Below are 13,224 nucleotides of genomic sequence, written 5' to 3' on the forward strand. Positions count from 1 at the left end.
AAACACATCCGGCAGTTTCTGCCACTATAATTCCTACAGTAAATTTACGCCGCCGCATTTCCTCAAAACTCTTGATATTTTCCTCATACTCGGATATACTATTTTCAGCGATTTTTTGAATTGGCTGCTCCATATCTGCGCCAACAGATACATTCGGAGTAGTCTTTTCTTTTTTATTCTCCATTCTCATCCTCTCCTTTCAGACCGCCAAGAATAATGGCAATCAGTTCAATTACGTTCATCAGTTCCTCATCCACGCTGCTCCCTGCTTCAATCCTTTTTAACTCTGTAAGGACAGCGGCAAGTTCCAGTTTGAGTGCCTTATACACTCTCGGATTGCCCTGTACCACCACATCCTGATTCAGACAGCGGCGGTAACAGTATTCCTGTTTGGGCAGCCCCGATAAGGCAACTGCCTTGTTGATGCGTTCATTTTCTTCGGGAGATACCCGAAATCCTACTGTGATGTTTCTCCATCGGTTTTTGTTATCTCTGTTCTTAGCTGACATTTGCAATCTCCCCTTTCCCTAAATCATCTAATCTATCTGCCATTTCCGTCTGCTTTGACGGGAACAGATGAGCGTACTGGTAAGTGATGTCAATGCTTTCATGCCCCACACGATCTGCAATCGCCACCGCTGAAAATCCCATATCAATGAGTAGACTGATGTGGCTGTGCCTGAGATCGTGAATGCGAATACGCTTTACGCCTGCGGCTTCTGCCCCTCTGTCCATCTCGTGATGGAGATAACTTTTGGTAACTGTAAAAATGCGGTCTTTTTTCTTCAATCCGTAAAGCATTTTCAAATACTCCTGCATTTCTTCACAAAGGAACTTCGGCATTTTAATAATGCGGTTGCTTTTCTTTGTTTTCGGTGTGGTAATCACATCTTCTCCGTGTAGCCGCTGATAAGATTTGTTAATTCTGACCGTTTCTTTCTCAAAATCAAAATCCGCTGCGGTCAGTGCAAGCAGCTCCCCTTCTCGGATACCGCACCAGTAAAGCATTTCAAAAGCATAAAAGGAAACTGGCTTGTCCATCATCTCAAAAGAGAACTTCTTGTATTCTTCTTTTGTCCAAAACAGCATTTCCTTGTGTTCCTCACTTCCCATATTTCCCACCTTTGCGGCAGGATTGGAACGCAACTCATAATAACGTACCGCATGATTAAATATGGCTGACAGTTGATTATGCAGCGTTTTTAGATAGGTCTGTGAGTATGGCTTTTTCTTCTCATCCCGATAGGCAAGCAGTTCATTCTGCCATGTGATAATCTCCTTTGTGGAAATCTCGCTGATTCTTAACTTGCCAAAATACGGAAGTATCTTCGTGCGGATGATATGCTCCTTTGTCAGCCACGTGTTCTCCTTCAGACGGGTTTTCACATCCCGGATATACAGTTCGGTAAAGGCTTCAAAGCTCATATCAAGGTCAGACGCATTCTGTAACTGAAACATTCTCTCCCATTCCTGAGCTTCTTTCTTGGTGGCAAAACCACGTTTGCATTTCTGCTTACGCTCGCCTTTCCAGTTCACATACCTTGCCATCACATACCATGTTCCATTGTCCTCATTCTTAAATACCGGCATTACTTTTCCTCCTTTCCTGCTCCGTAGAGCCTTTCATAAAAATACTGGCGGTTTACACGCCCTGTAATCGTAATAAAACCTTTGGCTTTCAGTTCCTCATTCAACTGCCGGATTAACTTATAGGCATAAGGCTTTGATACGCTTAGTTCCTGTGCCACTTCTTCGGCACGAATAAATTTGTTCTCCATAGATTGCCCTCCTCTTTCTCTAAACTTATTTGTTTAATTTTGAACTCATTATACTAAGCATATTTGTTTGTGTCAAGTGGTTTTTGGAAAAATATTAAACTTTTTTGTTTTGTATTATCTTGACTTCGCCTAAACATATCTGCTATACTGATTACACTACATATACAAGGAGCGATGATTATGGCGATTGGAGAGAGAATACATTTTTTCCGCATTCTGCGTGGAATGACACAAAAATATCTTGGTACGATTGTCGGCTTTCCTGAGCGAAGTGCCGATGTTCGTTTAGCACAATATGAAACAGGCACAAGAAAACCAAAAGCGGAACTTACTGCTGCATTGGCACAGGCACTTGATGTTTCCCCTCATGCCCTTGATGTACCCGACATTGACAGCTATATCGGGCTGATGCACACTTTGTTTACCCTTGAAGATTTATATGGTCTGACTGTCAGCGAAGCAGACGGAGAAGTCTGTCTGAAAGTCAACAGGGACAAAGGAAACGACGCCCACGAACTACTGAAAATGCTCTATGCTTGGAAAGAACAGGCGGACAAGTTATCTTCCGAAGAAATCAGTAAGGAAGAATACGATAACTGGCGTTACCACTATCCGAAATTCGATACCACACAGAGATGGGCGAAAGTACCATCACAGGAACTTAGTGACGCTTTAGTTGAAATGTTCAAAGATCAACTCAAGGACTAATCTCGGAGGTATGCACATGAGTCAAACATACGATTTCATCAAAGAATGTGGGATATTTTTTGTATTAACACAAAATAATGATTTTCCAGCAGGCAGACCTTTTGGTGCGATTATGGAATATAATAACTTCCTATACATTTCTACTGCTGATACAAAAGAAGTATATAAACAACTTTCTGAACACAATAAAATGCAGATAATCGCTCTTAAAAGCGGCACAAGAGATTGGATAAGGATAAGCGGAGTTGCAACCGAATGTTTCGACCAAACCATTAAACAAAAGATGTTAGAAGAATGCCCCGTGTTATCAAAACATTATCCTTCAACCAATGCACCACATTTCAATCTCTTTCAAATCGAAATCACAAAGAGCGAATTTTATTCGTAAACACGACAAAAAGCCCTTAGCCATGAGTTTCATACCCACAGCTAAGGGCTTAGTTTATAATATGGATTTATTTGTTACACAACCGCCTGTCAATCATTCTCTAACCATAAAACCACTCGATTACAAGAATAATGGCTCTTATGCAACTGTTATCAAATTGTTATCAAAATACATCTTGAAAGTCCTGTCCCCCGCATAAACACTGAGTTTTTATGATGTTCCAACTTATTCGAACTCTATCGTTCCCGGTGGTTTACTCGTCAAGTCATACATGACTCTATTAACGCCTCTAACCTCATTGATAATTCTGCTCATCACTTTATTAAGCACTTCATATGGGATTTCTGCCGCTTCTGCAGTCATGAAATCAACCGTATTAACTGCTCTAAGTGCAATCGCATAATCATAAGTTCTCTCATCGCCCATCACACCAACGCTTCTCATATTCGTAAGTCCCGCAAAATACTGACCGATACTTCTATCCAATCCTGCATTTGCAATCTCTTCACGATAAATAGCATCTGCATCCTGCACAATCTTTACCTTTTCTGCGTTGACTTCTCCGATGATACGGATGCCAAGTCCCGGACCAGGGAACGGCTGACGGAATACAAGGTATTCAGGAATTCCCAATTCCAGTCCTGCTTTTCTCACTTCATCTTTGAAGAGATCTCGCAGCGGTTCTATGATTTCTTTAAAATCAACATAATCCGGCAGACCGCCTACGTTATGATGAGACTTAATAACCGCCGACTCACCTCCGAGACCGCTTTCCACCACATCCGGATAAATCGTTCCCTGTACGAGGAAATCCACTGCTCCGATTTTCTTTGCTTCCTCCTCAAATACACGGATAAATTCTTCACCGATAATTTTTCTCTTTGCTTCCGGCTCTTCCACGCCTTTTAATTTTGCGTAAAATCGTTCCTGTGCATTCACACGGATGAAATTAAGGTCATATGGACCTTCCGGTCCAAAAACGGCCTCTACTTCATCGCCTTCATTTTTTCTCAGCAAACCGTGATCGACAAACACACAAGTAAGCTGCTTTCCGATTGCTTTTGACAGCATAACCGCTGCAACCGAAGAATCTACACCTCCTGAAAGAGCGCACAATACTTTTCCATCTCCGACTTTAGCGCGGATTGCATCAATCGTATTTTCTACAAATGCATCCATCTTCCAATCTCCGGCACAGCCGCACACATTTTTCACGAAATTATTGATCATCTTCGTTCCTTCTGCCGTATGAAGTACTTCAGGATGGAACTGAATCGCATAAAGTTTTTCCTCTGCATTTTCTGCGGCAGCTACAGGGCAATCTGCCGTATGTGCAGATATTTCAAATCCCGGAGCGATCCTGGAAATATAGTCAAAGTGACTCATCCAGCAAATTGTAGAGGATGAAACATTTTCAAAAATTTTTGAAGATGTTTTATCAATCAAAACTTCTGTTTTGCCATATTCCCTCACATCTGCCTTCTTCACTTCTCCGCCAAGAACATGCATCATGAGCTGTGCGCCGTAGCACAATCCGAGAACCGGAATCCCAAGTTTAAACAACTCGTCTGTATAGGTAGGGGAATCCGGCAAATAACAACTATTTGGTCCGCCCGTCAGGATAATTCCTTTCGGATTCATTACTTTAATCTTCTCAATATCGGTTTTGTAAGAATAGATCTCACAATACACATTACATTCTCTTACGCGCCTGGCAACGAGCTGATTGTACTGCCCGCCAAAATCAAGCACGATCACAAGTTCATTTTTCAAGATTGTCCTCCTGTTCAACACGGTATAACGACCGCTTTTTATGTACTAATTATAGTTGAGCATTTCTGTTTTTACAAGTATAACGCAAAAATTCCCGACGCATTTTATTATACGTCAGGAATTTACTATTCTCAACTATTTCATATTCTACTACTTTGTACTTTTATATCTTTTATTTTATACTTCCGTATTTTCCTATTTTGTACTTTTGTATTTTTCTGTTCTCTACTTTCGTATTTTTCTATTTTGTAGTTTTCAGTTCTTCTATTTTTACTTTCATCTGCAGGCTAATCTATACATTCCGATGCGCTTGCTCTACCTGATACTTTTCTTACGCAGCATATTTTGCGATTTTTCTGCAAAGATCTTCACAATCGTCTGTATACATCTGCAACGCTATTTCACTATTAATACCAAGATGCATAATTCCAAGTAATGACTTTGCATCTACGACTACATGTCCCTTTTTCATATCCATGTCAAATTCATACTTGGAGACTGTGTTTACAAATTCAAGAATCTCATCAGGATGCTTGAATGTAATCTTCATTTCACTCATTTTTCACCTCTCCTTTGAATATTCATGCGGAAATTAATTATACAAATTTCGGCGATCCGCTTTTTAATTTTTCGGAAATTTTTTCCCTTTTATTGCCAGACCTCATATTATCACATTTTTTCAAAGTTAAAAGGGTGAATTTTTTTATATAAGAGTACTTTTTTAATGCATTTATGCTGCTTTTCACTATTATAATTTTTCTAGTTTTCTCAAAAATGTTATAGTTTACAACTCATTTTTTAATTTTCAATGCGCAGACTTACGAAAGTCGCTTGGCAGCACGCCTACTTCCTCTTTGAACACCCTGCTCATATATTTAGCGTCCGAATATCCCGCCAGTTCTGCAATCTGATTTAATTTCAACTTTGTATTAGCAAGCAGATCTTTAATTCTTTCGATCTGCAATGACCGCACCATTTCTTTAAATCCACTTCCTGTCTCTTTCTTAAATTGACTGCTCAAATATTCTTCGGAAACGAATAATTTATCCGCCAGTTCTTCCAAAGTAATTCCTTGATCGTACTCCTTTTTTACCATTTGCACTGCTTTTTGAATAAGAGGACTCCACTGTGCATATTCGTCCGATTCTTCGGCCTGAAAATTCAATGTCTGAAAGAACAGCTCTACCGCAGCGCGGATTTCGCCCCAGCTCATAGCCTTTGCAATATCCTGCATACTTCTTTGAATTTGAAGTTCCGAATGAATTTCTTTTTTTAATTTATAAGAATTTAAAACTGCCATATTAAATCGAATGAACACTTCCTTTATCTGACTGGGACTATGCGGATCTCGTTTACACAAATCATACAGTGCATCATAACACTTTATAATTTCTTTCCGATCAACAGTAACTGATGCCCGACGCAGCCGATGTTCTAATTCTGACGGATACTTAAGCGGAACAATTTCCATTGCTTCTACATCTTTACACCGGATCAAATCTCCTCTGTCAAAGAAAAGATTCCATTCTCTGATTGTCCGAAGATTTTTAAGAGATACGTTCAACATTTCCAATCGTTCTGCTTCATCCCAAAGGCAGACCAGCTCTCCTCGAATCATTCCGCTCAAACGAGGAATAACTACATTTTCAAAAAAGGCGCAGCGTGCTGTTTTTTTCTCTCTTCCATATATAACTACCGTAAAAAGATGCCACTCGTCAATCGGAAGTACACAAACCGAAAACTCCTGATTTTGTCCGAGCTTTTCCAATATTTTGTATGTCATCTCTTTCTGTTCCATGTATCCGTTTCCAAGCCATACTACAAACAAATTCCCAGAATCCGAAAGTGTAAATCCATACTTTTCATATGTGATTTCATCCACAATCTCATCACTGTGGATCTGACCGTTTAAACACGCCATAAAAATGTTTTCCACAGAAAGCGCTGTTTCAATCACAAGTTCTCCAGCCAACTTGTCCTCGATCATCTGCAGAGCCTTCATAATCTGAACTTTTTTCGCCGGCTTCAATAAATACTCATCAACACCTAAACTGATTGCCTGTCTTGTCCTGTCAAAATCATTATCTTTTGTAATTACGAGCACTCTGCTGTGAATCTGCGCAGACCGTACTTTTTTCAAAAGTGACAGACCGTTTTTACCCGGCAGTTCAAGATCCATAATAATAAGATCCGGGCGTTCTTCTATAATCAGCTCACATCCCTTCCGCCCATCCGCAGCTTCTCCGACGATCACACATCCCGACTTGATTTTGTGCGTTTCAGCCACTGTGTTTACAGCCTTTTTTATCATCGTTCTAGATATCTCGTCGCTGTCAACTATTACGATCCTCATTCGTCACCTCCGCCTGAATATAAAGCTTTTGCATTTCTTATCTACTACTAAATCGTACCTTGCTGTATCTTTCTAGTATATTCGGCACAGGCTTGGTTTGTAAAGACTTTCTGCGCTAACCCGGCAGCATTTTGTGCAAATATTTTTCCCGCGTAGCCATTCCGCCTCGAATATGACGTTCTGACTTGTTTGTATCCAACACTTTTCGCGCCTCTTTTGCCAAAGACGGATTAATTTGTATAAGGCGTTCTGTCACATCTTTATGTTTGGTCGTTACTATTTAGAGCTGTTTTATTTTCACATTCGTCTGCTACTAAAATACTTTCATTTAATCCCAAATCACCTAATAATCGAAGGTAAATATCCACATTTCCATCTTTATCTACTTCTATTTTCTTGATCAATCTCTTTAACTGTACATTGGTCATCTCGTGAACATCCGTAATATCCTCAATCTGCTTAAAGGTATCATTCAAGATTTTTTCCATCTGATCTCCTTTTGTCAAATTACTGCATACCATTTTCAATTCATTTTCCAGACGCTCCAGTTCCTGGCGAGTACCACCCAACTTATCATTCAATTCTTCTCTGGAGATTAAATCATCGGTATACATATCCATATATTTCTGTCGCATTCTCTTCAATCTGGCAATCTGCAAATTCAATTCCTTCTCGTACTCTGCATTTTCATCTTTTGCTTTGTACACTCTTTGGAATTCTTTCACAACATAGTCAATCACTTTATTTTTTTGTTGAAGAACCCGATTAAAATATTCCTGTAAAACCTGGATCAACTCTTCTTCATCTACAACAGTTTTATTTGGACAGCTATCCGCTCCTTTTCCATTTCTTCCGGAACAAACCCAACGCACATAGGTATTTTTGTAAGTACGAACAGTTCTTCGGAAAGACCAGCCACATTCTTTGCATTTAATCAATGTAGAAAACAGATACTTATTGCTTTGCCTCTCATGATTCAGATTGAATGCATCGTTCCTTCCACGAAGAATTTCCTGTGCTTTTTCAAACACCTCATCTTCAATAATACGAAGTTCCGGACGTTCCACAACAAGCCATTCCGTTTCATCCTTCTCTCTTCTCTGACCAGTCAGAAAATCACTGATTTCCTGCTTTCCATTGATAATCTTTCCCGTATAAATCTCATTGGTCAAAATCCGACAGATGGCATTCTGGCTCCATTTGCAGTTTCTCTTTGTCCGATACCCCTTTTCATTCAGCATATTAGAAATCTTGGCAGCACCATATCCTTTTTCTGTGTACCACTTATAAATTTGCTTTACAATCTTCGATTCTTCTTTGTTGATCTCAAGATTGAAATAATCTCCGATTGTTTTATCGTATCCGTATACAATGTTCGGAACTCGTCCTTTTTCCGCGTTTAGTTTCTTTCCAAATTTCACTCGCTTAGATGTATTCGCACTTTCTTCCTGAGCCAATGCTCCGAAGATGGTGAGAACAAACTCACTATTTCCCATACTTGTCATATTCGCTGTCAGGAACTGGGTTTCAATTCCTAATGCTTTCAATTTACGAACATTCTGTAAAAGATCCACGGTATTTCTGGCAAAACGAGAAATGTCCTTTACAACGACCATATCAAACATTCCTTTTTCTGCATCAGACATCATGCGAAGAAATTCCTTACGATTTTTTATTTTCGTTCCAGAAATACCTTCATCTGCATATAATTTTACCAAAACATCTCCGGTACGTTGCGTATATTCGGAGAAAAATTCCTTTTGCGCTTCTAAACTGTTAAGCTGGTCGGCTTTATCTGTGGAAACACGGCAATAGGCTGCTATCTTCATAGTGTTACCTCTCTGTTTCTAATTATTTTTCTGTTACATCTATATTATATATCAAAATAAAGATTCGTAAACAGAAAAACAAGATATTACTGATAAATTCAATAATATCTTGTCTAAAGTTTGGATAAATTCCTGAATAACCTCGAATAAAATTTTATCTAATTGTATTCATCGACTTTCTTATATCGTTTTCCTTTTGTTGCCCCATCATCTACAAGTTTTTCAGCAGTAATTAACGCTCGCAGCAATTCTTTTGTTCTTGTTTCTTTCACTCCCAATACATTCATTAAATCACTTGCTTTGTACCATACATCAGGCTGCATAAAAGTAAGGATTTTTTTATACTGCTCTTGTCGCTTTTTCGTCACTCTTTTTCCGTCGCTTTTTTTCGTCGCTTTTTTTTCGTCGCTTTTTTTCGTCGCTTTTTTCGCAAAAGAAAGCGTCAGAATTGTTCTATCCGGATCGAACCTTTCTTCTATCTCTGGCTCAACAAATCCTTCATCATTCCATACATTGAAAATATTCGGGACTCCGCTTCCTGCACGTTCACCTATATTAATCAAGTTAAACATTTTCATAAGTGATTTATTCCGCGGATCAGATTCTCCACCCAAACGCATCTGTTTTTTACCGGTTCGGACATAGCCTGGATTTGCAAAAATAATTTTATCCATCTCTTTCCTAATTACCACACCTCGAACGCCATGATAATCCGCATTAATCAAACAATTTGCCAAAGCCTCGCGGAGTGCTTTATGAACCGGCGTATCGTCCACACGTTCTCCTCCGACCATTTTAAATGGTACTTTGATATCCTTGATTATCTTATTATAAACTCTGAAATAAAAATCACAAACATTACCCGACCACTCGCCTGAACTGGATTGTAATCTGTCAGTCCAACGAATTGCAGAATCCATTTCCTCTCTATAATCCAAGAAGTACTCCGGAAAATGCCGAACAATATCATATTCATTTCCAAACATAAGCATACCCGCTGCTGTTGGATGCAATTTCCCATCTTCTTCGGAAACAGCCGCTGCTCCAATACTTCTTAAATACTCATGATCGTTCAGTCGTTCAAAAGGATGCCCTTCCTTCAAAGTTCTATGGCTGTTACGATACCCATGAATTGTATCATAATTCAAATCTTCCATAGGAACCTTGTCCAAAATCTCCATGTCCATCGTTCTCTCTGTCTGATCGCGAAGCATTGCTTTTACTTGCAATCTGGTACAATGGTAATCGCCTTCATAATTTCTACGGAACGTTCCGTTAAAAATATCATTATTAATATAAATCGGCTTTTGCTCCCTCTTTGCCATAGGAACATATATCACCATGATAACATCTTTTCTTTCACCTATTGTATAGGTCTCTATATCGTCATCCGTTAATAAATTGTGGTTTACTTTCTTCGGATTATTAATCGTATCCCAAAAATCCTTACGCAATTTCGATTCATTTTGCAATCCAGTTGTTCGCCAACTTCCATCTTTTTCTTCTTTAATCCCTAAAATAATGACACCGCCATAACAATTTGCAAAAGAAGAATATGTGTCCCATAACGAAACCGGCAATCCTCCGTTCGCTTTCTTCACTTCTCTTCTGTTATCTTCTCTATATTTATCGAACTGTGAAATATCAAATTCTTTTCTCATAATAATCAAGTTCTCCCTTCAAAATTGCAACTTCTTATTCATCAGTTTACCCTTTTTCCATCAAGAACACAAGTAAACCTGTACTCCCAAATCTTTTATTTTTCCTCATGCTTGTCCTCTTCCATATTCCTTTCAGCCACCTCCTGCATGACTCGGTCAACTTTCTTCGCATTTACCTCAATAAATACTTTTAATATGTAATCGGCGGTCACTTCCGCAGTATTCGGATTATGAAAACGATAATTCAGTTTTTGTTTCTTCATAGCGGCGCTTCCACCTCCCTTTTCTCTTTGTCCATTACTATGAAAATATCTATTGAAATAGACCTTAACCTTACTCCAATTCTTTAATCGTTTTGAATATCCCTCTATATAACGAAAGGAAAATGAACTCTTTTACAGGGTTGAATTCCATATTTCTTTTATTTTTTTACAGAGCAAGATCCACCCATGTTTAACATTATCGTTTTTCTCTCCATGTCATCCCATGAGTTTCTTTTTGACGGGGACACCCCATACCCATAAAAATATCTTGGCTTTTACCCAAAATGTAAAAGCAGCACTTCCTGGAAATTAGTATTTGAAGACAAAAAAACAGCCATACAATTTCATTTCTGAAATCATATAACTGTATTTATCCAAAAATATAATTTTTGTTGCGAAGCCAATTAGCAGGTATGGGGATGCTCCCCATCAAGTGATGCAAGAAATTGCGATATGGTAATACTGGGGTGGATCTTGCTCTATAGAAACTTTTCATACGCAGCATCACATCATTCCCTACTTTCGTAAATCAGTTCTTAAACTGAACTATTATCTCGTGATTATCATATGTATCATCTAATAACATGTGTACTAGTTCTTCTGCATGTTCGTCAGCTCTTTGCAACAATAACGTTATATCAATAGACGGATTAGATTCTAAATCCTCTTTAGCTTCTGCTAATGCCTCCGCGACATCTTCTTTTTTATTCTAATTCAAAATAGCTTTCTTTTCATCCTTAAACTCAATAGAATTCGGATCGATATTCGGAGTTCCCTGAATAGTAGCATGTGGCAACTTAACTACTATCTTATCATTACCACGCTCTTTTACCTCTACCTCCGATAAATCCACGCCAGCTCTAAGAGTCGCATTGTAATACATGACAAAACTTTTCTTAGTAATGAAAGGTATTTTCCCATCTGTCATAGGTACTCGTGAAGTATATGTTATTGTCTGAGTTGTCAATTCAGCAGCATCTTGTAGTTTAGCCGTGATATAATTTGTAGGTAGTGAATCTTCTTTAGTAAAATATGCATGGATTCGCCAACCACATACACCTCCTATTAGTATGCTTACTAATATAACTATACTTCACTTTATTACTTTTCTCTTGATTGAAGACATGTGTTTAATGTTATCAACTACATCGTCACACTCATCAATATCTTCCAGTTCATTTCTGAATTTTCCCATATGTATATTCTCTCTTTCTCATTTTTTGAATCATTCTACAACTTTTTCATTGTTATGTCCTCAGTTTAAAGTCTTTCATCCAATCCGCTTCTATTCACTTAAAAATCTATCTCATACTCCAAATATCTTCTAGATTCATTCTGAACTTCACTGACAACAGTTGCATTCCCTGCACACTTCATGCCTTTCAACACTGCATCTATTTTAATCGCTTCACTTTCTTTGATTCCTGAAGAATTACTCAATTTTAACATAAATTTCTGATGAAGCAACGGTGCCGTTTCATCCATTCGCATAGATATTAGTGTTTTTACACTAGGATCATGCTTCAAATATTTCACCATCGGATTTACAGGAACATGTCCTGGGAACGTCATTTCTGATGCAACTTCTACTGTTGAATACTTTTTATCATTATAATTATGCTCAACATCAACCGTTCCCCTCGCTTTTACGTTACCCTTCGCTTTCTTTTCTGAAAAAGTAGTCTTTTCCTCTTTATATGTAACTCTAAAGTGTTTTGCGCCAAGGTCTTGTGCAAGTTTTTGCAATTCATTTATACGTGCAAGTTTCAAATATCCAAAATAGTCATCCAGCGCAATATAACAATCTCTATCACTTGGATCCACATAATAAAATTCGCTACTACAATTTGGATAAAACAATAACCCAAATGTATCTACTGAATCCCGAAAAATATTAACCATGCGAAGTCCTTTTTGCTCAGAAACAAATCCGATTGAGCCTTTACACACTTCGCTTTCTGCATGCTTCCTATCCCGCTCTGTGATTCTTACAAATCTAGGTACAATAAATTCTGTATCATTCAAAGTTTCTAAAAAAATCGGATTTAAGGCTTTCAATTCTAACATTCGTGATTTTTCTTCTGCCGTTTCCATTAGTGCCTGTGCACTCTTTTTCATAGTAGTTCCTACAGATTCTGCAATTTCAGATACATCGGTTAAATCAATTTTTCCGTCATCATTCTGATCAATCATATGAATTGTAATATCCTTAGCTTTTCCCAACAAACCTTTTGCATTTGCCCCTACATTGGCAACAAATCCCCCCATTTTTCTCTCCATCTCTTTCCTTGAACAAGCTCTTTTGTTCTTCTCCTTTCACCTGACTCATTTCAAAAAATATCTCATTTGTTTTACTTGAATAAAGTATATCATTTATCTATATGCAATTCAATCTGCGTATGTAAAAGACTTGGAGAAGTTACTGTCAAGTAATCGTTGGCAACTTTCTTTTTGATTTATCTTTTTGTTGA

At 38.3% G+C, this 13,224-nt stretch carries 13 protein-coding genes and 2 pseudogenes; 2 read left to right on the plus strand and 13 right to left on the minus strand.

Annotated features, from left to right (window positions below):
- From RCH61_RS09425 to RCH61_RS09440, 4 genes and pseudogenes are all read right to left on the minus strand, one after another.
- Positions 1 to 184 (minus strand): annotated as a pseudogene (locus tag RCH61_RS09425) (hypothetical protein); the annotation flags it as partial.
- Positions 174 to 509: a plasmid mobilization protein gene (locus tag RCH61_RS09430; protein ID WP_173691050.1), complete on the minus strand. Its 336-nt coding sequence runs from the start codon at positions 507 to 509 to the stop codon at positions 174 to 176. The pseudogene RCH61_RS09425 and the gene RCH61_RS09430, both read right to left, overlap by 11 nt.
- The gene (locus RCH61_RS09435; RefSeq protein WP_270522482.1) at positions 499 to 1,590 is read right to left on the minus strand and encodes a site-specific integrase; all 1,092 of its coding nucleotides are present in this window, start codon (positions 1,588 to 1,590) and stop codon (positions 499 to 501) included. Before RCH61_RS09435 ends, RCH61_RS09430 begins: the two co-directional genes overlap by 11 nt.
- Positions 1,590 to 1,778 (minus strand): transcriptional regulator, encoded by a 189-nt coding sequence (locus tag RCH61_RS09440; RefSeq protein WP_024739120.1) that lies wholly within the window; start codon positions 1,776 to 1,778, stop codon positions 1,590 to 1,592. The genes RCH61_RS09435 and RCH61_RS09440 overlap by 1 nt, the downstream gene beginning before the upstream one ends.
- 180 nt (positions 1,779 to 1,958) lie before the next feature.
- Here RCH61_RS09440 and RCH61_RS09445 point away from each other — a divergent pair, with 180 nt between their 5' ends.
- Together RCH61_RS09445 and RCH61_RS09450 are read left to right on the plus strand one after the other, a co-directional pair.
- Complete coding sequence (locus tag RCH61_RS09445; protein WP_306480560.1) at positions 1,959 to 2,486, plus strand: helix-turn-helix domain-containing protein; 528 nt, start codon at positions 1,959 to 1,961, stop codon at positions 2,484 to 2,486.
- Between the two features lie 16 nt (positions 2,487 to 2,502).
- Positions 2,503 to 2,874, plus strand: coding sequence for a pyridoxamine 5'-phosphate oxidase family protein (locus RCH61_RS09450; RefSeq protein WP_306480561.1), 372 nt, complete (start codon positions 2,503 to 2,505; stop codon positions 2,872 to 2,874).
- Between the two features lie 225 nt (positions 2,875 to 3,099).
- Here the strand turns inward: RCH61_RS09450 and guaA are convergent, their stop codons facing one another.
- The 9 genes and pseudogenes from guaA to RCH61_RS09495 all read right to left on the minus strand — a co-directional run bounded on the left by guaA (position 3,100) and on the right by RCH61_RS09495 (position 13,021).
- The gene (gene guaA / locus RCH61_RS09455; protein ID WP_306480562.1) at positions 3,100 to 4,647 is read right to left on the minus strand and encodes a glutamine-hydrolyzing GMP synthase; all 1,548 of its coding nucleotides are present in this window, start codon (positions 4,645 to 4,647) and stop codon (positions 3,100 to 3,102) included.
- 331 nt (positions 4,648 to 4,978) lie between these two features.
- Positions 4,979 to 5,206 carry an HPr family phosphocarrier protein gene (locus RCH61_RS09460; protein WP_306480564.1) on the minus strand — a complete coding sequence of 76 codons (228 nt, stop codon included), beginning with the start codon at positions 5,204 to 5,206 and terminating at the stop codon, positions 4,979 to 4,981.
- Positions 5,207 to 5,452: 246 nt separating this feature from the next.
- Positions 5,453 to 7,000 (minus strand): response regulator transcription factor, encoded by a 1,548-nt coding sequence (locus RCH61_RS09465; protein WP_306480565.1) that lies wholly within the window; start codon positions 6,998 to 7,000, stop codon positions 5,453 to 5,455.
- 115 nt (positions 7,001 to 7,115) lie between these two features.
- Positions 7,116 to 7,274 (minus strand): annotated as a pseudogene (locus RCH61_RS09470) (sporulation transcriptional regulator SpoIIID); the annotation flags it as partial.
- Complete coding sequence (locus tag RCH61_RS09475) at positions 7,261 to 8,829, minus strand: recombinase family protein (protein ID WP_306480566.1); 1,569 nt, start codon at positions 8,827 to 8,829, stop codon at positions 7,261 to 7,263. The gene RCH61_RS09475 and the pseudogene RCH61_RS09470, both read right to left, overlap by 14 nt.
- A 158-nt stretch (positions 8,830 to 8,987) precedes the next feature.
- Positions 8,988 to 10,490: an ATP-binding protein gene (locus RCH61_RS09480; RefSeq protein WP_306480567.1), complete on the minus strand. Its 1,503-nt coding sequence runs from the start codon at positions 10,488 to 10,490 to the stop codon at positions 8,988 to 8,990.
- A 95-nt stretch (positions 10,491 to 10,585) separates the two neighbouring features.
- A complete protein-coding gene (locus tag RCH61_RS09485) occupies positions 10,586 to 10,753 on the minus strand; it encodes a hypothetical protein (protein ID WP_004221459.1) in 168 nt (55 codons plus the stop codon).
- Positions 10,754 to 11,462: 709 nt separating this feature from the next.
- Complete coding sequence (locus tag RCH61_RS09490) at positions 11,463 to 11,843, minus strand: DUF4230 domain-containing protein (protein ID WP_306480570.1); 381 nt, start codon at positions 11,841 to 11,843, stop codon at positions 11,463 to 11,465.
- 203 nt (positions 11,844 to 12,046) lie between these two features.
- A complete protein-coding gene (locus tag RCH61_RS09495; protein ID WP_306480568.1) occupies positions 12,047 to 13,021 on the minus strand; it encodes a hypothetical protein in 975 nt (324 codons plus the stop codon).
- Positions 13,022 to 13,224 lie beyond the last annotated feature (203 nt).

Origin of the sequence: Mediterraneibacter sp., from assembly GCF_030825015.1 — a bacterium.
Taxonomy (GTDB): domain Bacteria; phylum Bacillota; class Clostridia; order Lachnospirales; family Lachnospiraceae; genus Mediterraneibacter.